Below are 23904 nucleotides of genomic sequence, written 5' to 3'. Positions count from 1 at the left end.
GACCATGACCGATACCGACACGCCCGCACTAGCAAGCTAAAACCCCAAACGAGAGGAAAACGCCGTTACACCACTACAAGGGACTTGACCCGGCAGCGCGTGTCTCGGATCTTGCGAAGGCAGTCGACAAGCCCGTCAACTCGGTGTCGTACCACCTCGCCGAGCTTGAAGCCAAGGGGCTCGCGAAGAAGGTCAAACCGCTTGGGCAGGACTCGCGAGAGACCTGGTACGCCAGGGGCTCTGACGGGCTGTCGTTCGAGATGGATTCGGAGACCGCCCGCTCAGCCCCCACCATGGCGCTGCTCAACCAGATCCTCGGGCTCGAGAGTCCGACGATCTCGCGATACCGTCAGCGGGCCCTCGAACAGGCCGCCGACAGTCCGGCAATCGTGCAGTTCATGACGACGAAGATGTTCCTACCGCGGAGCAGGAAGCCGAGTTCTATGGCGCCATTGGCGAGCTGTTCGCCAAGGCCCATGAGCAATCACTGGAGAACCGAGCGCAGGAGAGCCGCGAGGGAATCCATCAAACCTATGTCCACGTGGAGTACTTCCCGCTGTTGGACGATGAAGACGAGGCTGACCCGGACCAGTAGACGGCCAACTGAGCGGGTGGTCCTCCCGCTTTTCGATACCCTAGGGGCGTACCCGAGTGAAGAGGAACAAGTACCTTCATGGCGACCATCATTTATACCCATACTGACGAAGCGCCGATGCTGGCGACTCATTCGTTGCTGCCGATTATCGAGGCCTTCGCTAAGACGGCCGGCGTGGACGTCGAAACCCGCGATATCTCACTAGCGGGACGAATCCTGGCCGCATTTTCTGACAAGCTGCCAGAGGACCAGAAGGTCAATGACGCGCTCGCCGAGCTCGGCGAACTGGCGAAGCAGCCGGAAGCCAACATCATCAAGCTCCCGAATATCTCCGCCTCCATCCCGCAGCTGAAAGCCGCGATCAAGGAGCTGCAGGAGCAGGGATTTGACCTTCCGAACTTCCCGGATAACGCCGAGACCGATGAAGAAAAGGACGCGAAGGAGCGTTACGACTCGGTCAAAGGCTCCGCGGTGAACCCGGTCCTGCGCGAGGGTAACTCCGACCGCCGCGCCCCCATCGCGGTGAAGAACTTCGCGCGCAAGTACCCGCACCGCATGGGTGCGTGGACGGCGGACTCGAAGACCGAAGTCGCGACCATGGGCGCTGACGATTTTGCGACGAACGAAAAGTCCGTCGTCATGCCCTCCGACGACACACTGACTATCCAGCTCAAGCAGGCAGACGGCGAGACCGTGGTCCTGAAGGACGGCCTGAAGGTTCTCGAGGGTGAAGTCATCGACGGCACCTTCATGAGCGCAAAGAAGCTCGATGCTTTCCTCGCCGAGCAGGTCAAGCGTGCCAAGGACCTGGGCGTGCTGTTCTCCGTGCACCTGAAGGCCACGATGATGAAGGTCTCGGACCCGATCATCTTTGGTCACGTTGTGAAGGCCTACTTCGCTGACGTTTTCGATAAGTATGGCGACCAGTTGGCCGCCGCCGGCCTGTCCCCGAACGACGGCCTCGGTGCGATCTTCGCTGGGCTCGATTCCGGCAAGGTTGAGAACGCTGACGAGATCAAGGCAGCGTTCGAAGCAGCGCTGAAGGACGGCCCGCGCCTCGCGATGGTGAACTCCCACAAGGGAATCACCAACCTGCACGTGCCTTCCGACGTGATCGTCGATGCCTCGATGCCCGCGATGATCCGCACCTCGGGCCACATGTGGGGCCCGGACGGCGAAGAAGACGACACGATCGCCGTCATCCCGGACTCCTCCTACGCCGGCGTCTACCAGGCCGTGATCGAGGACTGCAAGGTCAACGGTGCCTTCGACCCGACCACGATGGGCTCGGTCCCGAACGTCGGCCTCATGGCCCAGAAGGCCGAGGAATACGGCAGCCACGACAAGACCTTCGAGATCGGCGCCGACGGCACCGTCGAGGTTGTAAACTCGGCTGGCGAGGTTCTCATGTCCCACGACGTCGAGGCCGGCGATATCTGGCGCGCCTGCCAGACGAAGGACGCCCCGATTCGCGACTGGGTGAAGCTCGCCGTCACGCGTGCCCGCCTGTCGGAGACCCCGGCGATCTTCTGGCTCGACGAAGACCGTGCTCACGACGCGAACCTCATCGACAAGGTCAACGCCTACCTGCCCGAATACGACACGGGCGGCATCTCGATTGCGATCATGAACCCCGTCGAAGCGACGAAGGCTTCCATCGCTCGTATCCGCGAGGGCAAGGACACCATCTCGGTGACCGGCAACGTTCTGCGCGACTACAACACCGACCTGTTCCCGATCCTCGAGCTCGGCACCAGCGCCAAGATGCTCTCCGTCGTCCCGCTCATGAACGGTGGCGGCCTGTTTGAAGCCGGTGCCGGCGGCTCCGCCCCGAAGCACGTCCAGCAGCTCGTCGAGGAAAACTACCTGCGGTGGGACTCCCTCGGTGAGTTCCTTGCGCTCGCGGAATCCCTGCGCCACCTCGCCCGCTTTGCAGATAACCCGCGCGCGGCAGTCCTTGCCGATGCTCTCGATAAGGCGACCGAAGGCGTGCTGAACGAGGGTAAGTCCCCGGCCCGCCGCCTCGGCCAGATCGACAACCGGGGCTCGCACATGTGGCTCGCCACGTACTGGGCCAAGGCGCTCGCAGAGCAGACCGAAGACGCCGAACTCGCCGAGAAGTTCGCGGACGTCGCGGCCAAGCTCGCCGAGAACGCGGAGAAGATCGACGCGGAACTCATCGAAGTTCAGGGTGACGTAGTCGAGATCGGTGGCTACTACCGCCCCGACGAAGACAAGACCTTCGCGGTCATGCGCCCGTCGAAGACGCTGAACGAAATCATCGATAGCCTCGTCGGCTAATCCGATCGATACAGAATGCTGGTCCGGGCAGCCGTATTTTCAAACCTCGCGGGCTAGATTAGTGCTATGACTGAGCATCCTGACACCCCACGATGGCTGATTGCCTCAGGTGGGGACGAGATCCGCTTGCGGTCCTATATCAACCATCGGATCTACGCTCACGTCCACGGATTCGACTATCGGCTCGAGTGCGGGGTCAGCCAAGGCATCCGAAATAAGTTCGATTACAAGCTCTCGATCATCCGCCGTCTATTGCCGACCTGCGACTGGTTGGTCTGGATCGACGACGATGCGTTCTTTACCGATTTTGACGCGACGAACCTACGTGACTTGCTCCAGCGGGCCGAGCGGGAAGATAAGTTCCTCGTCATCGCTGAGGGGGCCGTTGAGCCGAACGGCTGGTGGTCCAATATCAACACCGGTGTTTTCCTCCTCCGCAATGACGCCCGCGGACACCAGCTCGTCGATCTCATGAGTGAAAGCAGACTCGACGCCGTGAGGGCTTGGTGGAACGAGGAACGCGACGGGCTCTTTACGAATGGTGACCAGGACCAAATGTGGTGGGCCCTGAACACCCACGGCCTGATCGACGACACGATCATCGTCGATCATCACCTCTTAAACTCGCGCGGCCACTACTACGACGACTCCTTGAGCAACGCGTTTGTCATGCACTTTTGCGGACATCGCGATAAACCATTGGGCATCGCGCGCTTTGCCGACAGGTTCGGCATCGGGCACGAGCTGGTTCCCGAGCACCTGCTCGACGAATATGGGGTGAGCGTCCGCTCGCCGATGACCGCCACTGAGTACCGTGCTCGTGCGTTACGGCTCGCGATGATCGGACAAGCGAAGAAATACGGTAAGCCGCTCATCCGACAGATCCGTGCTTATCAAGAGCGAAAGGCCAACTCCTAACGCAGCAACTCGCGGCCCGGGACCCTCCTTCCCGGACCGCGAGTGAGCCAGTGGACGCTAGTCGTTCGGGCGGTAGTCGGCGGCGAGGATGCGCCGCTCGATCGGCGAGCAGGCGAGCGCCGCGATGAGGCTGAGCGCGATGCCCGCTCCGACGAATCCCGCCACGGTGAGGGCGGTCGTCGTCATCGAGGACGCGAGGGACGACACCTGCGTGATGAACGGCGAGGCGAGCAGCAGTCCCACGGGGATCGAGATCGCGAGCGTCGTGATCATCGGTAGCAGGACCTGACTGACGCGCGCGCTGGTGAATACCTTGAACGGCGAACCCATGCGGGTCAGGGCGATGGTCTGCTCGGCGCGGTCCACGGTGGCGGACGCCTGGTTGATCAGCGTCGACGTCGCGGCGAGCAGCATGCCGATCGCGAGCGTGATGATCGCGCCGGTGCGCATGTCACGGAACTGGATCGCGATCAGCTCATCGTTAACGCCGAGGTCTGCGGGGACCGCGACGGTGAATGCCGCGATGATGCCGAGCAGTGCGACGGCGGAGACGTTGCGCCAGGCGGCCTTCGGGTCGGCAATGAGGCGACGCATCGCGAGCAGGAAGCTGGGGTTGCTGGTGCGGGTGAGCGGCCGTGCGACGAGCTGGATGATGAACGGGCCGATGAGGTTCATACCGAAAACGACGGCTGCGATGAAGCCGCCGATGATCATGAAGCCGACGAGGCTCGCGGTGCGGATCTGGAAGCCCTGCGCGATGACGAAGAAACCGGCGACCGTGGCGAGGAAGGCGACGACGCGCCAGATGGTGACGCCGCGGGCGCTTTCGCGCTTGGCGACCCCGAGCGGTGAGATGCGCACGCGCTGCAGCCCGATGAGCGTCGAGAGCGCTGCCAGGAGCACGATGGCGGCGATGACGGCGATGGCGAGCCAGACCGGCATGAGCATCTCGCCGGCGTGCAGCGGCTCGCCGAGGAAGTTCACGGCGCTCCAGGCGGGCAGCGAGATGAGCCAGAGGCCGACGCCGATGAGGGCGCCGAGGGTCGAAAGGACGACGGACTCGATGACGCTCATGAGGACGACTTCGCCGCCGGTCATGCCGATGAGCCGCAGCGACGCGAGTCGGCGGGCGCGGCCGGAAGCGCCGAGGCGGGCAGCGCCGCCCCCGAGCGTGAAGATGGGGATGACGAGCAGGGCGCAGGCGATCGTCGCGAGCGCCGGGTACATCGACGCCTGCTGGGCGACCGACATCGGGAGTTCGGAGCCTTCGGCAGCGTCGAGGAACGGCTGCGGCGGGTTCGCGGCGCGCTCGATAAACATCGTCGTGCCGCCGGCGACGGTCAGGGCGAGCCAGCTCGTGACCACGAACGCGAGGACCGCGAGCGCATCGAGGCCCGAGCGGTTATCGGTCAAGCGGGAAATGGCGAGGCGCGAAGACAGGCTGAGCATTACGCACCCGCCTGGCTCATGGCGCTATCCGCGTGGATGAGCGCGTCGCGGATCTCGACGAGGCGGCCGCACCACGAGGCGACCTTCGTGTCGTGCGTGACGACGATGAGCGACGTGTTCGACATCTTCGCGACCGTCGTGAGGATCTGCATGACCTCGTGGCCGGTGGCCTGGTCGAGCGCGCCCGTCGGCTCGTCGGCGAAGACCACGGCAGGCTGGTGCACGAGCGCCCGCGCGATCGCGACGCGCTGCGCCTGACCGCCCGACATCTCGCCCGGCTTGCGCTTGCCCATGTCGGCAAGGCCCAACCGCTCGAGCCACTGGTTGGCCTCGGCGAGCGCCTTTCCGCGCGGCCAGCCCGTAAGCAGCAGCGGGAAGGCGACGTTCTCGGCGGCGGTGAGTTCGGCGACGAGCTGGCCGTCTTGGAAGACGAAGCCGAAGCGCGACCGGCGCAGGCGCGAGCGGGCGGCGTCGGGCATCGCGGTGATGTCGTCGTTGCCGAGGGTGACCTGGCCGCCGTCGGGCTTCAAAATGCCAGACAGGCAGTGCAACAGCGTCGACTTGCCCGAGCCCGACGGGCCCATGATCGCGACGGTCTCACCCTGGTCGACCCGCAGGGAGACGCCGGCCAGGGCGTGGACCTGATCATAGGTTTTGACTAGCTGATTAGCGATGAGTGCTTCGTTCATGTCTCCATTCCAGCCGGAAGCGCCGCGGGCCTGAATCCTCCTGGCGCTACTGTTGGGTGGACCTAGGTCTACCTTTGACTGGGGGAAGGCTTTTTCGCGCGGGCCGGCCCTACCATGGGGACATGACCCGCACCGTGCCTCGCCGCGTCATCATCGGCGCCTACATCTTCGTGGGCATGATGATGCTCGGTCTGCTGCTGTCGCGGAACTTCACCGGGTTCATCGCGGTCGGGCTTGCCGCCCTCATCATCTCGGCGGCGCTGTGGCCGCGGTACGAAAAGGCCGCGACGGCCATCGATCCGACGCCGTATCCCGAACTGCTCGACGAGCTCACGCGCTCGCGACGCGAGATCGTGTCGGCCTTCGAGATCGAGCGGCGGCGCATCGAGCGCGACCTGCACGACGGCGCCCAACAGTACGTCGTCGCTGCGAGCATGAAACTCGGCGAGGCGTCGCTCGATGTGGAGCCAGACTCGGCGGCGGCCCAGATGCTGAGCCAGGCGCAGGACGATATCGACCAGGCGCTGAAGGCCCTGCGGCACACCGTGCACGGCATCCATCCGAAGGTGCTGACCGATCTCGGGCTCGAAGCCTCGGTGCGCGACCTTGCGGGGCGGTTTCCCGGCGTGACCGTGCGCTGCCCGCACCCGCTGCCTACCCTGCCGCAGGGCGTCGTCGCCGCCGGGTATTTCTTCGTCTCCGAGGCCCTCACGAATGCCGCGAAGTACGCGCCCGGCTCCGATGTCACCGTGCTGATCGCCTGCGATAACGTCTTGCGCATCACCGTGACGGATAACGGTCCGGGCGGCGCGCACATCAAGTCCGAACACGGCCTGTCCGGCATGCGCGAACGCCTCGCGGCGTTCGGCGGAGACCTCATCGTCTCCTCACCGCCCGGCGGGCCCACCCAAATGAGCGCCCATATGCCCGTCCTGCTGCAGCGCGGGGAGAGCGGCATCGGTGTTGACAAGGAGAGACCGTGAATATCGTGATCGCGGATGATTCCGCGCTCTTGCGTGAAGGGCTGCTCGGCCTCGTCCAGCGGCGCGGCCACGAGGTGCTAGCCGCCGTCGACGATGCGCCGAGCCTCATCGCCGAGGTCGATCGCCTCATGGAGGCTGGCACGACGATCGACGTCGTCGTAACCGATGTGCGGATGCCGCCCGGGATGGCGACCGACGGGCTCGACGCAGCGATCACGCTGCGCGAGCGCCATCCAAATCTCGCGATCATGATCGTCTCGCAATACGTCGCGCCCGCCTACGCCTCGAAGCTCCTCGGCCACGGCGGCGCGGGGTTTGGCTACCTGCTGAAGGACCGGGTCGCGCGCGTCGCAGACTTCCTGCGGTCCCTCGACGTCGTTGCGGCGGGCGGCGTCGTCATCGATCCCGAGGTCGCGGTCCAGCTCGCGGCGGCACGCTCCGGTCCTCTCGACTCGCTGACCGACCGGGAGCGGGAGGTGCTCGCGCTCATGGCCGAGGGGCTGTCGAATGCGCAGATCGCCGAAAAACTCTACGTTTCCGGCGGCGCGGTCTCCAAGTACGTCGCGGCCGTGTTTGTGAAACTCGGGTTGCCGGTCGGGGAGGATAACCGCCGCGTGCGCGCGGTACTGACCTACCTCACCGCGCAGGCGGACGGCCAGCTCTAGAGCGCGTCGGCGAGCGTCGAAAACCGCACGCCACGGTCGAGCGCGCGCGGCAGCGCCATCGCGAACCCTTCGGCGGTCTGACCGTGGGGCTGGTTCATGTGCGCAAGGACGATATCGCCCGCGCCGACCTTCGCCAGGCTCGCGACCACCTGCCCCTTGGGTGCGGTCGCGCCCGCATCGCCGTTGATCGAGAAGCCCGCGATGACCTGCTCCGCGCGCTTCGCGATCGCGACGGCCACGTCGTCATAGTGGGCGGTGCCGGAGCGGAAGAACCGCGGCGAGACACCGAGTTCGTCTTCCAAAAATTTTTTTTGTCCGCAACTTCGTGCCATGCAGACACGGGGGAGTCCGTCCCCGCGATCCCGTACGCGCGCCGGCGCGTGACCGACAGGGGGACGTGCGCGGTGCCGTGGTTCGCGATCTCGAACAGGTCATCGGCCGCGAGCTCCTTGGCGAGAGACATGTTCGCCTTCACCCAGCGCTGGTTGAGGAACAGGGTTGCTGGGATGTTGTGTTTTCGCAGATGGCCGAGGAGATCGGCGTCGACGCCGGAGCCGCCCTTGCCGCCGCACGCGTCGAGCGTGAGGACCGCGCTGTTGGCAGACGTCCGCGAAACGATCCCCGCCATCGCCGTGCCCCACTCGATCGGTCGCTTACCCGCAAACTCGCGCTCGATATCGGCCACGGTTGCCGCAGTTCCGCTCGGGGAGGCGCTGGGAGTCGCGGTCGGCGTCGGCGTCATCGTCGGCGACGGCGTGGGAGAGGTGGTGGTTGTCGTCGGAGACGCCGTCGGGGGAGTGGAGGGAGTGCAGGCCGAAAGGACACCGACACCGCACAGCGCGAGGAAGGTGCGACGAGAGTTGTGATGCACGTCCACCCCGCGATTGTACGACGGGTCCCGGCATGTCCCTTTAGTCCCAAGTTTTCCGACAAATATCGGAGTAGCGTCATTGCTGTCTAGTTCAGAACATCGATAACGGAGTCGATTGCATTGCTGGCAACAATTACGCCGCCGGACTATCCGGTATTTTTTCTCTTCGAGCAGGGTGAGTGGTGGGACTATGTCATGCTCATCCTCGTCACGGGTGCGCTCGCTCTGACGGCGTGGTGGGCGCAGCGTAGCAAGGTCGCGGTGATGCTCGTATTCGTCATCGCGCCCGTGCTGCTCACGATCTTTTGGTGGCCGCATTCCACCGAGGGCACGGCATCGGCGGGCTGGTTCCCAATCGTCAAACAGTATTCGGCGCTTGCCGGATCGCTGTGCCTCGTCGCGCTGCAGTACTTCAAGAAGCTGCGCTACCAGTACTGGTATCTCGTCATCCCGCCGGCCATCCTTGCGATCAACATCATCGAGGCCGTGATCCGTGACTTCCAGTGCGCGGGCATCGACGGCGTCGACCCGAGCCAGGGCATGGTCACGTGGGGCGGCCCGTGGAACTACATGAACGGCATCGCCGGCATCTTGAACCTCCTCGCCATCTCGGGCTGGATCGGGATTTTCGTTGCAAAGAACAAGTCGAAGGCCATCGTCTGGGGTGACCTCACGATCTGGTGGATTATCGCCTACGACCTGTGGAACTTCGCGTACGTGTACAACTGCCTGGCCGACCGCGCCTGGTACTCCGGCGTCGCGCTGCTCGCGTCGTGCACGATCCCGGCGCTGTTCAAGTGGGGTAGGGGCGCCTGGATTCAGTACCGCGCCTACACGCTCACGCTGTGGTCGGCAGTGGTGCTGACGTTCCCGCACTTCATGCACGACTCGGTGTTCGCCCACCGCTCAGCGCACAATCCGACGGCGCTCATGCTGATTTCGGCGCTGTCGCTCATCGTCAACATCGCGGTCTTTGGGTACCACGTCTACCGGATCGTGAAGTACCGCCGGAACCCGCTGACGCAGGAGGTCTACTCCGATACGCCCCAGTACGTCGAGATGGTGCGCGACTTCGCGAGCGATACCGACAAGATCCGGATCGCCTCGCGCCTGGGTAAGACCCCACTTGAGCTCGGGTACGTGGACGATAAGACTTATCGTCCGGCAGCAAGCGCGTCGGTCGGAAGATAAGAGTTATCTTCCCGTTGCCCTCCGCGAGAGCTGACATCAAGGGTGGGGTGGTCGCGGGTTCGCGACCACCCCACCCTTTGCTGTCTCGGTCAGGACTTCTTCTTGCCCCAGTCCTTCAGGTAGGTCCGCTCCATCTTCTGGCGGATCTGCTCATCCCAGGAGAACTCGGGTTCTTCCCAATCCGTGAAGTAGTCTTCGTCGATCTGGCCGTGCCAGGGCGTGCCCGGGCCGGTCGGCGGCCACGACGGGTCCTTAGTGCGCGGGGGACGGATCTCCGCGACGGCGGGCTGGCGCCGACCGAAGCGCATCCACTGCGTGTAGGTGTCTTCGAATAGCGGGGTGCCATCCCAGCGACCCGCGGGAGTCTCGGAATTGAACCACCGGCCGCCGAGCACGCCGCGCATAAACTTGCCGGAGTGCTGCTGCTTTTTGCGGAATTCGGCGACGCGCTTCACGTAGATGTTCTGCATGTGCGTCATGACGCCGCCAACGAGCTCAATGTTGAGCCAGTTGATCGCCTTCGGTAGGGCCGAGTCCGGCTCGAAGCCGATCCGCCAGTGGTTGATCAACCGCGTGCGCTCGCCCTTGAGCGGCACGACGTAGAAGCACCAGGCGACGCCGAAGTGCTTCATGAAGGGGAAGCGGAAGGCGTAGCTGCCGGGAGCGGCCGGCGGGTTCTTGGTGTCGACCCACTGGACGAGGTACTTGCCCGGAACGACGTCAGCCCACTCCATTGACATGCCGTGGAAGTCGAAGGCGGCGATATCGCCAGGGACCATCGAGTCGGGCTGCTGGAATTCTTCTTGGATTTCGAAGCTGTTGTAAAACGGCAGGCGCGCGAACGTGCGCTCGAGGAACTCCGAGGAGAACGAGCCCGACTTATCGCAGCCGATCTGCTTGAAGATCCGCCAGACCGCGTAGGCAGGCGCGTCAATATTGATGGCGTACGTCGAGGAGTACGCGTTCTTGTAGTTGGCGTCGACGAGGTCATCTGCGGGGTAGCGCCACGCCTGTTCCTCCGGGGTTGCTTTGCCCGAGAGCTGGCTGAAGGCGAACATTCCACCGAGTCCGGCGAGCGCCGCGAGACCTCCCAGTTTGAGCCAGGGGAAGCCGTTTGCGTTGTTGTGTGTCATTGCTGAATCGTCCTTGATCCTTCCGTGGGCACCCCAATGTGCCCGGCGATAGCTCGACTCTACGTCTGAGACGTGAATCTCCAGGGGACCTCAGTCCTACAGATGTCGGACAGTCGGGTCTATCTTGGCTGTACTGTTACTCACTTCCACACCGGACGGTTAGACAATGTCGTCGCTTTTCTTGTGGGAGACAGGCACCCCGCTGGTTTACTTTGCCTGGATCCTCGTTTTTGTTGCTCAGGTCGCGATCGCCGAGATCAATCGGCGCTGGAACTGGACGATCTTCGCCATTTGGACGGTTGGCGGCATCATCGCCCTGCCGTATGCGGCTATCCACGGCACTCCCATGGTCGGGTGGTTCCCCTTCGGCAAGTTCGTCATCATGCTGGCGACCGCCACGATGACGGGCTACCTCCTCGTCTACGGCAAGCGCCATCCCAACAAGGCGCACCGCTATGCGATCTGGCTCGGCGTTGCCCTCTGGATCGGGCTCGCCGTGAACATCATGGAAGCGAATATCCGCGACCTCGCGATCTTCTTCGAGGCCGATAACTACTACGCGTGCGCGGCCGATCCGGAGTGCCTGAAGGGCATCAACGCGGGCCGCTCGGTCGACGTCCTCAACGGCCTTCCCGAGACGCGCGGTGTGAGCGCACCGCTGCACTCCGACGCCTGGTACGCGGCCGTCGCCGCGAACTTCCATGCGGCCGGCGTCGGCATCGATCCCGCGACCGGCTTCCGCACGATCGGCGGCTACTGGAACCTGCTGTCGGCGCTCGCGGGCCTGCTCAACATCATCACGATCACGGGCCTCGGAAAGATTTTTGTCAGCTCGCCCGGCAAGCAGAAGGTGCGCGGCCTGATCTGGGTCGACATGGTCTGGCCCTGGGTCATCGCCTACGACCTGTGGAACCACGCGTTCCTCTACAACTCGCTCGCCGACTACACCTGGTACTGCACGCTCGCGCTGCTGCTCGCCTGCACGATTCCGGCGTTCACGTGGGCCAAGGGCCAGTGGATCTGGTTCAGGTGCTTCACCCTCGTCTTTTGGATCTCCGCGAATAACCTGCTGCCCGAATTCCTCGTGATCCCGAGCGGCATGACGAACTACGCGACGATGAACCCGACCGCAAACATCGTGTGCGCCTGGGCGGCACTCATCGCAAACGTCGCGCTGTTCATCTACTGGGTCTACAAGATCAAGGCCACGAAGCGGAACCCGCTCACGAACTGCCTGTACTTCGAAATGAGCGAGTTTAAGACGGTCGTGAAGCAGCACGCCGATGACGCCGACAAGTACTGGCTCACCGACATGATCAAGGAGACCCCGCAGGAGCTCGGCTTCGAACCGGCAAGTCCCCAGCCGCCCGTCGATGGCTACGTCGGGCATATGCCCTGGTGGAAGCAGGACCGACGCTACCCGAAGCCGCGGACCCCGCTCGCGGCCGATTCAGCGCTCGTAGCGAAGGGCGTCTCCTCTGACCCGAGGTGGGACGTCGGTGTTAGCGCTCCGCAAAAAGCGATGCGGGAGTCCTAGCTCGACCCTTACGATGGGGCGCATGACTCATCTCGATGATTCTGCTGCCAACGATGCCCGCGACTTCGAAAACTCGGAGGCCGAGGACACCCCATCAACGCCCCGCACGGACGGAAAGATCTTCCACGACCTGAAGGACTTCGTCGCTGCGGCGCGCGTGACCGGCCTCGTGGCCCGCAGGGCTGACGATCTCGCCGATGCCCGCGCGATCGCGGCCGTCGCGGCACTGAACTCCAAGGGCGACGCCTATACGACGCGCCTCGTCGAGGTGGATCCCGACGGCGGCGAGCCGCTCACGCTGACGCGCTCGAAGAAGGGCGAGGCCCTCGTCGGGATCGGCGAGCGCGGCGAGCTCTACTTCTCCTCCCAGCGCGCCGACGAGGACGCGGAAGACGAGCTCGATCAGGCGCTGTGGATGCTGCCGCCGCGTGGCGAGGCCCGCGTCGTGCTGCGCCGCCCGGGCGGCGTTGACTCCGTGACCGTTGCCGGGGGCAAGCTCTTCATCACGGCATCGACGCTGCGCCGTGCGACGGATGAAGAATCCAATCGCGAGGTAGCAAAGGAGCGCAAGGAGTCGGGGATCAGCGCGATCCTGCACGAGGACTTCCCCGTACGGTACTGGGACCACGATCTCGGCCCCGCCTACCCGCGCCTCTACATCGCGGACCTGCCCGCCTTCGACGGCACCGACCAGCTCGAACTGACCGAACTCGCGCAACCCGACGGCAAACTTGCCGATGTCTCGGTCGCCGAGGACGGCTCCCAGCTGCTGCTGACGGTGACCCAGCCCGTCACCGGTACCGACTCCCGTGCCAGCGTCTACCGCCTCGTGCCCGGCGAGGAGCCGACCGAGCTAGCGATCGCGCCCGCGGTGAGCGGGCAGGACAGCGACGAGCTGCTCAACATCGAAGCGGGCACGATCTCCCCCGATAACTCCCGCGCAGTGCTGTTTGTTAGCACGGGCAACCGCGACGGCAAGCCGCTCGCGAGCTGGGCCGAGATCGTCGATCTAGAAACCGGCGAACGCCGCCGCCTGGCGCCGAGCTTTGATGACTGGCCGGGCTCGATCGAGTGGCTCGATGAGGAAGCTCTCATCATGCAGGCCGACCGGTTGGGCCGGATCAGCCTCTACCTCGTCGATCTCGCAGCGGACGGCGACGATACCGTCACCCTGCTGACCGACGATGACGCTGCGTACTCGAACGTCCAGGTCCTCGATGCCACTACGGTGCTCGCGACTCGCTCCTCCGTCATCCGCCCCGCCGCGCCGGTGCGGATCGACGTCGCGACCGGCGAGGTCACCGATCTCGCCGAGCTCGTCCCCGGCGTCGAGCCCGTCGGCACCCTCACCGAAGTGACCGCGACGGCCGAGGACGGCACGGACCTGCGCGCCTGGCTCGCGCTACCCGAGGACATCCCCGCCGAGGGCGCGCCGCTGCTCGTGTTCGCGCACGGTGGCCCGTGGGGCTCGTGGAACGACTGGACGTGGCGCTGGAACCCCGCGCCCTTCCAGGCGCGCGGCTACGCGGTGTTGATGCCGGACCCGGCGATCTCCACCGGCTATGGCCAAAAGATGATCGACCGCGGCAACGACGAACTCGGCGGCACCCCGTACACCGACATCCTCGCGCTGACCGATGCGACGATCGCGCGCGATGACATCGACGGGACCCGCACGGCGCTCGCGGGCGGCTCCTACGGCGGCTACATGGCGAACTGGATGGCCGGCCACACCGGCGACCGGTTCCGCTGTATCGTCACCCACGCATCCCTGTGGGACGTCGACATGATGGGCCGCACCACCGATAATGCCATCTGGCACGAGTGGATGAGCGAGAGCCAGTCCGAAAAGTACTCGCCGCACCGCTTCGTAGGCGAGATCGTTACGCCGATGCTCGTCATCCACGGCGACAAGGACTACCGCGTCCCAATTTCCCAGGGCCACGCCCTGTGGCACGCGCTGCTGCGGGACTCGAAGGCGAAGGGCCACAAGTTCTTGTACTACCCGGACGAGAACCACTGGATTTTGAAGCCCCAGAATTCGCGCATCTGGTATGAGACCGTGCTGGCGTTTTGTGACCACCACGTCCTTGGCAAGGACTTCGAAGCGCCGAAGGAACTCGGCTAACTCCGGCCGGCTGCGCGACCGCGTCGCCCATTTGCCACGATTGCGGGCTTTTCGGCTAGACACTAGGCTGGGCTCACGGCCCGCTGGGCCCAGTCCACGCGACGTTTGGAGGCCGCCATGTTCCCCACGCTCGGTGACCTCCTCGCCATCAACCTGCCGATTGACACCCACGCCTTCTTTGTCGGCGTCGGCGTTACCGTCGCCGCGATCTTCATGCGCCTGGGGACGTGGCTGCAGCACGCCGACTTGCGCGATAACGCGACCCTCGCCGAGCAGTGGGCCTACGGCAACCGCTCGATCATCGGCGGTCTGTTCGGCGCCTGGCTCGGCGTACACGTGACAAAACGGCTCACCGGCTACCGGCACCGCACCGGCGACCTGTTCGCCCCCGCGGTCGCCGCCGGGATGGCCGTCGGCCGCGTCGCTTGCCTCTTGACCGAAACGCCAGGCACCCCCTGCCCCATGTGCGCGCTCGGGGCGAACTGCGCCGCGAGCAACGGGGTGTGCGGCATCGGCCTCACGCTCGATCCCGCCGCAGCGGCCCGGTTCGACGCACCCGACGGGGCCGCGCTGCACGCGAGCTTCGTCTACGAGATCGTCTTCCACGCGCTCGCCTTCGCGCTGCTGTGGTGGTTCGTGCGGAAGAGACTGACCGCACCCGGGGAATCCTTCGTCCTGTATATCGCCGGGTATGCGATCTTCCGATTCTTCGTCGAATTCGTGCGCGGCAACGAGATTGCGTTCGCGGGCCTGACCCGCCCGCAGCTCGTCCTCGCGGTGACGATCCCCATCATCCTCGCCAGAATCACCTACCAGGCGCGCCGCGGCACCTACGACTCGCTGCTGCGGCCCGCACCGGCCCTCCAGTAGGCTTCGGCTATGGCGATCCGTACAGCAGGGGTTCGGCGTCACAGCGCCGGGATGCCGCTGCGGGGCGACCGCATCCACCGCTATGTCAACGCCTTTTGCCCCCACTGCCACGACGAGGACCCGAACCGTCCCCTGGCCGACGTCGAGCGCCTGTCGGGCTGGCTGTCGGTGCGCGACGGGAAGGTCTGGCTCGAGCGAGCCTGCCGCACCCACGGCTGGGTGCGCACCCTGTACGACGAGGACCCCGAGATCCTCGCCTACCTCGAACAGTGGACCGCGCCGACGAAGGTTCATATGCCCGATATTTCCGGCAATTTCTTGCCGATGCCTGAGGCCTTCGCCTACGGCCTGCCCGAAGTCCACACTCAGCACACGTGCATCCTGCTCGAAGACATCACCGACCACTGCAACCTGCGCTGCCCGACGTGTTTCGTCTCCTCCTCCCCGCAGCTCGCCGCGGTCGCGCCGCTTGCTGAGATCCTCAGAAATATCGACACGCGGCTGTCGCGCGAGAACAACCACCTCGACGTCCTGATGCTCTCCGGCGGCGACCCGACGCTCTACCCGGAGCTCGCCGAACTGCTCGAGGCGGTCACCGCCCGCCCGATCACGCGGATCATGGTCAACACCAACGGGCTGCGTCTTTCCCAGGACGACGGTCTCCTTGCCCTGTTAGAACAACACCGCGAGCGCGTCGAGATCTATCTGCAATACGACGGGAATTCCGAACACGCTTCGCGCCACCACCGCGGCGGTGACCTGCGCGCGATGAAGGACCGCGCGATTGAACGCCTCACCGGCGCCGGCGTCTTCGTCACCCTCACGATGACGGCCGCACTCGGCGTGAACGACGAGGAAATCGGTCACGTCGTGACCCGCGCACTCGACACCCCCTATATCGGGGGCGTGGCGATCCAGCCCGTCTTCGGCTCGGGCCGCTCGACGGGTATCGACCCCATGAACCGTCTCACCCACACCGGCGTCCTGAAACGGCTCGATGCGCAAACCGGCGGCCGTGTTACCTGGCGCGACCTGACCGCCCTGCCGTGCTCCCACCCGCACTGCGCGTCAGTCGGGTACCTGTTGAAGGACGACGCGGGCGTGTGGCGCTCGCTGACCACGATCATGGGCCACGACCAGCTGAAGGCCTGGCTCGACCTCGAACCCGACCTGCTCGCTAACCGCATCGCCGACGCCGAGATTCCGAAACAGCTGAAAGAGACCGTGAAGTCCTCGCTGCTGGATCTGCTCTCGGAACAGAACTCACTCACGCATCCCTCGCTCACAAGCGCGTGGCGCGACGTGTGCACCGCCTGCGACCTCGGGATTTCCACGATGGCGACGCTCGCCGCCGGAAAACTGCCGGGCGGCCGCGCTCGGATGCGGGCGCTGCTCGCCGATCGCGTCGTGCGTATCACGGTCAAACCGTTTATGGATATCTCGACGATGCTCGAAGAACGCCTCACGCAGTGCTGCGTGCATGTCGGGACGAAATCGGCCGAAGACGCGCACCAGTGCGCGCCGTTTTGCGCGGTCCAGGCGTGGGGGCCGCTGTCGAACTCACGCCTGTCGACGGCTACCGGGAGGAGATCATGACCCAAAACACGACGCCGCCGTGGCACGAAGAGATCGCGGCCATGCGTAAGGATGAGCCCTTCGACCCCTTGCGGCTGTGTATCTACACGACGGTCGCGGCGCTCGGCTGGCTGTTTGGCCCGTGGGCGCTGCTCGTCTTCGCCGCCCTCGGGTTCGCCGCCTACGCTCGCGCTCGCCGCGCGGGACTGACGCGGTCGAAATGCTATTTGCGGGACACGCGCCTCGTGCTCGCGTATCTTGGCCTTCTCGGCATCGTCGCCCTCGTCGGCATCATCATGTCGATCACCGGAACGAGTGTCGGAGAACTTTTTGGGAGGTAGCTCATGAGCGATCAGAACTGGCGACCGCCGGAGAGCTCGGGCGAACCGGATTTCGATCCGTTCGCCCCGCCGGACCCTGCCCCGACGACCCCACCGGCCGGCCAGCAACCAACCGAGCAGCCACCGCCGGACCAGCCGGCCCAACACCCGACCTCCGGCAACCCGTATGAGTACACCGGGGCCACCGACCCGCTGCAACGCTATGTCGAGCCGACGAACCTCACGCGGATGGAAAAGATCGGCCGCAGCCCCGGCTGGGGCATGCTCGCGGGCCTGCTGTGGACCGTGATCGTCACCCTCATCGCGTTTGCCATCGACCGGTTCGAATCGCTCATGCTCTTTGAGGTCATGGCGGTCGTGCTGGTGCCGCCCATCATTTTGCTGTTCATCGCCAAGTGGCGACGCTTCGCGATCGGCTGGCTGATTATCTTCGCGCTGAGCCCGATCGTCTTCGCGGGCGTCTGCATCGCCGCCTTCACGAGCATCGGCCAGTAGCCACCCCGAGTCGAAGCCCGCGCCGCTGCTGCCTTATCCTTGAGGGATGAGAATCGGAGCCAACCGCGCCACCTGGACGCGACAGTTCGCTACCGATTCCTACTCCACCCTTGCCGATGAGGACGATGTCCAGCGCGCCCGCGCCACCGCGACCGACGAGCGCGTCCGCATGCTCGTCGTCTCCGATGACGGCGCGACGATCATGGCGACGATCCGCCCGCTGTTGCACCGCAGCGTCGAAAACGTGCGCCTCACCTACGACGGAAACACGCTCGTCAGCCACTGCAGCTGCGATGGCAGTGACCGGCACGACGAGCCCTGCATCCACGCGCTCGCGGCGCTCATCGCGACCGCGGAGGCCTGCGAAACCGGGGGATCGGCCCCAGCCCCGCAACCCGATGCCCCGACGCTGCTGGACGCCAAGCCCTCGCGCGCGCTCGCGCCCGCGCGCGCGAGCCGGGCCCGCGTCGGCCTGGAATTCTCGCTCACGCCCGATGACCACGTCGAGGTCCGGCCCGTGCGCCGCGTCGGCAGCAAATGGCTCACCTCCGGCAACAGCTGGGAAGCGTTCACCGACCCCGCGGGCGCGCGGTGGGCGACGACGGAGCAGTCCGACGCGATCTTCGACCTCTACCAGGTCTTCCTCCTCGCCCGCCGCGAGGTCTACGCCTACGGCTCGCGGCGCGTCCAACTCGATGGTTTAAGCGCGCGCGTCTGGCCGCCGCTGATCGCCGCGCACGAGGCGGGCGTCGTCTTCGTTCCCGGCTCCGGCCTCGCCGACGCCGAACTCACCCTGGCCGCCGAGCCGTCCGCGCCCGTCGTCGACCTCCACCAAGACGACGACGGCCTCGACGTGCGCCTGGCGATCGGCGACCACCCTGCCGCGGGCAGCCGCCTCATCCCGCTCGGCGACCCGATGCACGGCGTGCTCGTCCTCGACAAGGCGGGCGCGATCTTGCTGCCGCTGGCGCGCGCCGCGATCGATGAGGTCCGCGACCTCGCCGCCGCCGGCCGCCGCCACGTCCCACGCACCGGCATCGCCCGGTTTTTCAGCCGCGAACTGCCGCGCCTCGCCCTGCACGTCGGCGTCACCTCGCGCGACGACACCGTCGACCTGCCTGACCTCGTCCGCCCGCGCCTGGCCGTCACTGCCACCTCCATCGCCGCGGCGCACCCGACCGTCGAGCTGTCCTGGCGCCTGTCCGATCCCAGCCTCGACGACGAGATCGCGGCCGAGCTCGGCGGCGACCTGCTCACCGGACTGCGCGCCGCGGCCCCGCGCCGCCTCGCGCGCCTGCTGCCCGAACCCGGCGAGGGCATGGACGGCCACTGGCGCCGCCGCATCGTCGGTGCGAGCGAAGTCCGCACGGTCGCGACCGAACTGCTCGATTTCCTTTCCGGCCACGACGACGTCGAGGTCGGCGACGTAGATGTCGCGACCCCCGACGCCGACGCCTCCGTCCCCACCGTCGCCATCGGCGGGCGCGCGAGCACCGAGGCGAAGGTGCCGACGCAGGCCAAGGGCTGGCTCGACCTCGACATCGACGTCACCGTCTCGGGCGAACGCGTCCCGTTCGAGGCGCTCTTCGCCGCGCTCGCCTCCGGCGCCGCCACGCTCCACCTCGCATCGGGCAAGTGGATCGCGCTCGACCACCCGAGCCTCTACCCGCTGCGCACGCTCATCGAATCCGCCCGCGACCTGCAAACCCGCACGTCCTCGGGCCGCGGCCAGCTGTCCGTCTCGACATTCGACATCGCAGCCGCCCAAGCGCTCGACGAGATTGGAGGCATCGACGACGAACGCACCGTGACCTGGGTGGAGCGCATGCAGACGCTCGCGGGCCTCAGCCTCGGGGAGGCCGACGCCACGATCGAGCTGCCTTCGACCGTGCACGCCGAACTGCGCGACTACCAGGAACGCGGCGTCGCCTGGGCGACGCACCTGTGGCGTTTGGGCCTCGGCGGCGTCCTCGCCGACGACATGGGCCTCGGCAAAACCCTCCAGCTGCTCGCCGCTATCGCCATCGCGAAGGCCGACGGCCTGCTCGACGCGCCCGTCCTCGTCGTCGCGCCCACCTCCGTCGTCGGCGGCTGGGTCGAACAGGCCGCCCGCTTCACGCCCGACCTATCGATCGCCCCGATAACGAAATCCGCGTCCGCCTCCGGCCTCGACCTGCCCGCCGTTGCCAAGGCCAGTGACGTCATCGTCACGAGCTACGCGCTCGCCCGTATCGACGCCGACGAGCTCGCGGCCCGGAAATTCTCGGCGATCATCATCGACGAAGCCCAGTTCGTGAAAAACCCGGGCTCCAAAACATTCCGGGCGCTGCGTGATATTCCGACCGACCTCGTCATCGCTGTCACCGGCACGCCACTCGAAAACTCGCTGACCGACCTGTGGGCGATGTTCGCGCTCACTGCCCCCGGCCTGCTCGGCACGCTCAAGCAGTTCCAGCGCCGCTTCAAAAAACCCATCGAGGCGGGTGCGGAGGTCGCCGACGAACGCCGTGCCCAGCTGCGCCGCCTCGTCGGCCCGTTCCTCCTTCGCCGCACCAAGGACCAGGTCGCTGCCGAGCTGCCCGAAAAACAGGACCAGGTCGCGATGATCGAGCTCGATACCGCCCACCGCCGCCGCTACGACGAACAACTCCAGCTCGAACGCCAGCGCGTCCTCGGGCTGCTGGACGACGCCGAGAAAAACCGCGTCGCTATCCTGCGCTCGCTCACCATCCTGCGCCGCCTCGCGCTCGACGTGCGCCTGTCCCCGGGCGACGACACCGCGCCCGCGACCGCCTCCCAACCCTCGGCCGCGTCGGCTAAGACCCGCACACTACTGCGCAACCTGCTGGAAATCTCCGCTGAGGGCCACCGCGCGCTCGTCTTCTCCCAGTTCACGAGCTACCTCGCACTCGTGCGCCAGGAACTCGAGGCGGCCGGCATCGACTACTGCTACCTCGACGGCGCGACCCGCCGCCGCGCCGAGGTCATCGAACGCTTCCGCGCCGGCGACGTCCCGGTCTTCCTCATCTCGCTGAAAGCGGGCGGTTTCGGCCTCAATCTCACCGAGGCCGACTACGTCTTCCTCATGGACCCGTGGTGGAACCCCGCCGTCGAAGAACAGGCCGTCGACCGAACCCACCGCATCGGCCAGACCCGGTCCGTCAACGTCTACCGCTTCGTCGCGGCCGACACGATCGAGGAAAAAGTCCTCGCCCTGCAGGAGCGTAAACGCCAGCTCTTCGACGATGTCATCGGCGACGGCTCCGAGTTCGGCAGCGGCGCCCTCACCGCCGAGGACGTGCGCGGCCTGCTCGCCGACTAGAGCCGCGCGGAGTACTTCATCTTGACGAAATCATCGCCCGCAATGGTGGAGGTCCCGCGAGTGGCCTCCTGGCGCATCCCGCACCGCTTATAAAACGCCCGGGCGCTCGCATTGTCCTTCAAAACCCACAGGATCATGCGCCGACAGCCCATCTCGCGGGCGACCTCCTTCGCGCGCGACAGCAGCGCGCGCCCGGCGCCCAGGCGGACCCGGGCCGGATCGACATAGATCGCGAACAGTTCGGCGTCGTCGGTGGAAGAATCCTCATCGCGGGCGGGGCCGACGGTCGCGAACCCGACGACCTGGCCGTCACTTTCGGCGACGATCGTGCGCACGGGACCGACCTGGCGCAGCGAGCGCGTGAGCTTCGCGGTCCGCTCGCTGATCGACAGCGAATCGAGAAAGCGCTGCGAGACCAACCCCCGGTAGGCGTGTTGCCATGCCGCCACATGGATTTTGGCGACCGCCGCGGCGTCCGCAACGGTCATGGGCCGTACCTGTAACTCGGATCTCACAGAGGCACGCTACTACAGGACGAAGCCGAATACCGGCGAGTCCGGGCTGAGCTTCTCGATCGCAAGCGGGGAGGCCGCCATCCGATCGAGCAGCGCCGGCAGCGCGCCGGGCCCCGCAATATCGATGCCGACGAGCGCCGGACCGGTCTCGCGATTGGTCTTCTTCGTGTACTCAAACAGGACGATGTCATCGTCCGGGCCGAGGGTGTCGTCGAGGAAATGTCGCAGCGCGCCGGGCTGCTGCGGGAACGTCACGAGGAAATAGTGGCGGACCCCCTCGTGCACGAGCGAGCGTTCGAGCACATCCGCATAGCGCGACACGTCGTTATTGCCACCGGAGACGATGCAGCAGATCGCCTCGCTCGCCTTCGACGTGCGGCCAAGGCCGGCGATATAGCGGCGCGCGGCTGCCGAGGCGAGTGCCCCTGCGGGTTCGGCGATGATGCCCTCGGTCTGGTACAGGTCGAGCATTTCGGTGCACACGGCCCCGGCGGGCACGGAGACGACGTCGTCTACGAGATCTCGCACGACCTCGAACGTGTACTGCCCTGCCTTGCCGACGGCGGCGCCGTCGACGAACGGGTCGACCTGCTCGAGCTTGACCGGCGATCCCTTGCGCAGCGCCGCCTGCATCGAGGCGGCCCCGGCGGGTTCGACGCCGACGATCCGGATCGACGGGTCGACGTGCTTGGCCCACAGCGCGACGCCGGATATCAGCCCGCCCCCGCCGACCGGCACGATGATCGTACCGATCTTCTCGCCCGCCTGCTCGAGGATCTCGGCGGCGACGGTGCCCTGGCCGATGATCGTGCGCGGGTCATCGAACGGCGGAACATAGATCGCGCCCGATTCGGCCGCGAACCGCTGCGCGGCCTCGGAGGACTCATCGAAGGTCACGCCCGTAATGACCTGCTCGACCCACGGGCCGCCAATGTCCTGGATCCGATCCCGCTTTTGGCGCGGCGTCGTCGTCGGCAAAAACACCCGGCCCTTAATCCGCAGCTGGCGACACGCGAACGCGACCCCCTGGGCGTGATTTCCGGCCGACGCGCACACGATCCCGTGTGCGCGCTCTTCATCGCTCAGCGACGAGATCAGCGTGTAGGCGCCGCGCACCTTGTAGGACCGCCCCATCTGCAGGTCCTCGCGCTTGAGATAGACGGGCGTGTGCAGCTGCCCGGACAGCCGCAGCGACATCTCGAGCGGCGTGCGACGAATCGTCTCGGAAAGTCGCTTCGCCGCGTCCGGGATGGTCAGGGGATCCAGATCAGCGTGCATGAGCGCTATTGTGGCACCCGCTCGGCGCTGCGGCGGGGCTGTTTCGCCATGGGGACGGTTACGCTAGTGGCATGGAACACGAGAATTTCGGCGACTTCGAGTTTGAGCGGCGATTCTTCGTGTCCGAATTACCGACGGACCTCACGGGTGCGCAGCGCCCGTCGGTCATGGTCCAGTCCTACCTTCTCGCCTCCGACGGTTATGCCGTGCGCGTGCGCGCGCAGGCGACCAACCCGTCGCGCCTTCCCACCCCGGCCGATGGCGCCGACGAGGTCCTGGAGATGATTGCCGACGACGTCGACTTTTGCGGCCTGACGGCCAAGGGTCCCTACGTCGGCGGCACCCGGTATGAGGCCGAACGCGAGCTCGACGTGAGCGTCGGCCTGGAGATGGTGCGCCGCGGGTCCGCGAAGGTCGCGAAGCTGCGCTACAGCGTGTGGCTCGGCGAGGACGGCTGGGTGATCGACCAGTTCACCGGCGCGAACGCCCCGCTCATCATCGCGGAGGTCGAACGCGGCGGGCCCGTCGTCGACCTGACCATTCCGTCGTTTTGTACGCACGAGTTGACCGAGGATCCCCGCTTTTCCAACGACCGGCTCTCGGTCAACCCCTACCGCGCCTGGGTGTACCGCTTCCACGAGGAACTCGCCCGCAGCGGGGGAACGTTTGCCAGGAGCTTTGGAGACAATCGGCATGAATCCAGGTAACGACCGCACCCTCATGACGCTCTCGATCGCACAGCTTGTTCTCGCTGTCGCGTTCTTGAGCCTCGCGATCTACTCATTTTGGAATCGGAGCGTGTTCTATCCGGTGCTGATCCTCGGCGTGCTCTGGTTCGCGTCGTTCTTCGTCATCAAGACGCGCGAACGCAAGGTCGGCGTCACGCCGTTTAAGGAGCGCCTCGAGGCCTCGCGCGCGCGGCGCGACGAAGAAAAGGCGGCCGAAACCGACACCGAGGGCCGTTAAATGGAAGCCCTCGCCGTCATCGTCGCCGTCGTCTCGACGATCTACCTCATCCACACCGCGGTGCGGGTCTTTCTCATCCCTG

20 protein-coding genes and 1 pseudogene are annotated in these 23904 nt (G+C 65.8%); 14 read left to right on the top strand and 7 right to left on the bottom strand.

The features are described 5' to 3' along the window. Positions 1-673: 673 nt before the first annotated feature. Together BSZ39_RS01230 and BSZ39_RS01225 are read left to right on the top strand one after the other, a co-directional pair. Complete coding sequence (locus tag BSZ39_RS01230) at positions 674-2896, top strand: NADP-dependent isocitrate dehydrogenase (protein WP_073715575.1); 2223 nt, start codon at positions 674-676, stop codon at positions 2894-2896. 66 nt (positions 2897-2962) lie between these two features. After that, the gene (locus tag BSZ39_RS01225) at positions 2963-3814 is read left to right on the top strand and encodes a hypothetical protein (RefSeq protein WP_073715574.1); all 852 of its coding nucleotides are present in this window, start codon (positions 2963-2965) and stop codon (positions 3812-3814) included. Between the two features lie 57 nt (positions 3815-3871). Here BSZ39_RS01225 and BSZ39_RS01220 read toward each other — a convergent pair whose 3' ends face one another. Then, positions 3872-5263, bottom strand: a complete 1392-nt coding sequence (locus BSZ39_RS01220) for an ABC transporter permease family protein (RefSeq protein WP_073715573.1) — start codon at positions 5261-5263, stop codon at positions 3872-3874. Beyond that, the gene (locus BSZ39_RS01215) at positions 5263-5952 is read right to left on the bottom strand and encodes an ABC transporter ATP-binding protein (RefSeq protein WP_073715572.1); all 690 of its coding nucleotides are present in this window, start codon (positions 5950-5952) and stop codon (positions 5263-5265) included. The genes BSZ39_RS01220 and BSZ39_RS01215 overlap by 1 nt, the downstream gene beginning before the upstream one ends. A 122-nt stretch (positions 5953-6074) precedes the next feature. Here BSZ39_RS01215 and BSZ39_RS01210 point away from each other — a divergent pair, with 122 nt between their 5' ends. Further along, positions 6075-6935, top strand: coding sequence for a sensor histidine kinase (locus BSZ39_RS01210; protein WP_245792394.1), 861 nt, complete (start codon positions 6075-6077; stop codon positions 6933-6935). Continuing rightward, the gene (locus tag BSZ39_RS01205; protein WP_073715571.1) at positions 6932-7600 is read left to right on the top strand and encodes a LuxR C-terminal-related transcriptional regulator; all 669 of its coding nucleotides are present in this window, start codon (positions 6932-6934) and stop codon (positions 7598-7600) included. The genes BSZ39_RS01210 and BSZ39_RS01205 overlap by 4 nt, the downstream gene beginning before the upstream one ends. Here BSZ39_RS01205 and BSZ39_RS14455 read toward each other — a convergent pair. Together BSZ39_RS14455 and BSZ39_RS14945 are read right to left on the bottom strand one after the other, a co-directional pair. Next, positions 7597-7902: a polysaccharide deacetylase family protein gene (locus BSZ39_RS14455; RefSeq protein ID WP_245792393.1), complete on the bottom strand. Its 306-nt coding sequence runs from the start codon at positions 7900-7902 to the stop codon at positions 7597-7599. The genes BSZ39_RS01205 and BSZ39_RS14455 overlap by 4 nt on opposite strands. Positions 7903-8045: 143 nt before the next feature. Beyond that, positions 8046-8228 (bottom strand): annotated as a pseudogene (locus BSZ39_RS14945) (polysaccharide deacetylase family protein); the annotation flags it as partial. Positions 8229-8594: 366 nt separating this feature from the next. Between BSZ39_RS14945 and BSZ39_RS01195 the strand changes: the two are divergent. Then, positions 8595-9662: a DUF5692 family protein gene (locus BSZ39_RS01195; protein ID WP_187343220.1), complete on the top strand. Its 1068-nt coding sequence runs from the start codon at positions 8595-8597 to the stop codon at positions 9660-9662. A gap of 89 nt (positions 9663-9751) precedes the next feature. On the opposite strand, the gene BSZ39_RS01190 is transcribed toward BSZ39_RS01195, so the two are convergent. Beyond that, positions 9752-10795: a hypothetical protein gene (locus tag BSZ39_RS01190; protein ID WP_073715570.1), complete on the bottom strand. Its 1044-nt coding sequence runs from the start codon at positions 10793-10795 to the stop codon at positions 9752-9754. 166 nt (positions 10796-10961) lie between these two features. Here BSZ39_RS01190 and BSZ39_RS01185 point away from each other — a divergent pair, with 166 nt between their 5' ends. From BSZ39_RS01185 to BSZ39_RS01155, 7 genes are all read left to right on the top strand, one after another. Next, the gene (locus BSZ39_RS01185) at positions 10962-12332 is read left to right on the top strand and encodes a DUF5692 family protein (protein WP_073715569.1); all 1371 of its coding nucleotides are present in this window, start codon (positions 10962-10964) and stop codon (positions 12330-12332) included. A 22-nt stretch (positions 12333-12354) separates the two neighbouring features. Further along, positions 12355-14460 (top strand): alpha/beta hydrolase family protein, encoded by a 2106-nt coding sequence (locus BSZ39_RS01180; RefSeq protein WP_158025062.1) that lies wholly within the window; start codon positions 12355-12357, stop codon positions 14458-14460. Between the two features lie 117 nt (positions 14461-14577). After that, the gene (locus BSZ39_RS01175) at positions 14578-15330 is read left to right on the top strand and encodes a prolipoprotein diacylglyceryl transferase (protein ID WP_073715568.1); all 753 of its coding nucleotides are present in this window, start codon (positions 14578-14580) and stop codon (positions 15328-15330) included. Between the two features lie 9 nt (positions 15331-15339). Further along, positions 15340-16926: a radical SAM protein gene (locus BSZ39_RS01170; protein WP_222842826.1), complete on the top strand. Its 1587-nt coding sequence runs from the start codon at positions 15340-15342 to the stop codon at positions 16924-16926. Next, positions 16923-17246: a hypothetical protein gene (locus BSZ39_RS01165; RefSeq protein WP_222842825.1), complete on the top strand. Its 324-nt coding sequence runs from the start codon at positions 16923-16925 to the stop codon at positions 17244-17246. Before BSZ39_RS01170 ends, BSZ39_RS01165 begins: the two co-directional genes overlap by 4 nt. A gap of 3 nt (positions 17247-17249) precedes the next feature. Continuing rightward, positions 17250-17741 (top strand): DUF4199 domain-containing protein, encoded by a 492-nt coding sequence (locus BSZ39_RS01160; protein WP_073715566.1) that lies wholly within the window; start codon positions 17250-17252, stop codon positions 17739-17741. Between the two features lie 46 nt (positions 17742-17787). Continuing rightward, positions 17788-21063, top strand: coding sequence for a DEAD/DEAH box helicase (locus tag BSZ39_RS01155; protein WP_073715565.1), 3276 nt, complete (start codon positions 17788-17790; stop codon positions 21061-21063). On the opposite strand, the gene BSZ39_RS01150 is transcribed toward BSZ39_RS01155, so the two are convergent. Further along, a complete protein-coding gene (locus tag BSZ39_RS01150; RefSeq protein WP_342741788.1) occupies positions 21060-21578 on the bottom strand; it encodes a GNAT family N-acetyltransferase in 519 nt (172 codons plus the stop codon). The genes BSZ39_RS01155 and BSZ39_RS01150 overlap by 4 nt on opposite strands. 12 nt (positions 21579-21590) lie before the next feature. Continuing rightward, the gene (gene ilvA, locus BSZ39_RS01145) at positions 21591-22856 is read right to left on the bottom strand and encodes a threonine ammonia-lyase IlvA (RefSeq protein WP_073715563.1); all 1266 of its coding nucleotides are present in this window, start codon (positions 22854-22856) and stop codon (positions 21591-21593) included. A 71-nt stretch (positions 22857-22927) separates the two neighbouring features. Here ilvA and BSZ39_RS01140 point away from each other — a divergent pair, with 71 nt between their 5' ends. Next, the gene (locus tag BSZ39_RS01140) at positions 22928-23563 is read left to right on the top strand and encodes a CYTH domain-containing protein (protein WP_073715562.1); all 636 of its coding nucleotides are present in this window, start codon (positions 22928-22930) and stop codon (positions 23561-23563) included. Beyond that, complete coding sequence (locus BSZ39_RS01135) at positions 23550-23822, top strand: hypothetical protein (protein WP_143180311.1); 273 nt, start codon at positions 23550-23552, stop codon at positions 23820-23822. The genes BSZ39_RS01140 and BSZ39_RS01135 overlap by 14 nt, the downstream gene beginning before the upstream one ends. Positions 23823-23904 lie beyond the last annotated feature (82 nt).

This window comes from Bowdeniella nasicola (assembly GCF_001907295.1).
GTDB classification, from domain to species: domain Bacteria; phylum Actinomycetota; class Actinomycetes; order Actinomycetales; family Actinomycetaceae; genus Bowdeniella; species Bowdeniella nasicola.
Note: the sequence above shows the minus strand (reverse complement) of the source record. Positions and strands in the feature narration are given on the sequence as shown.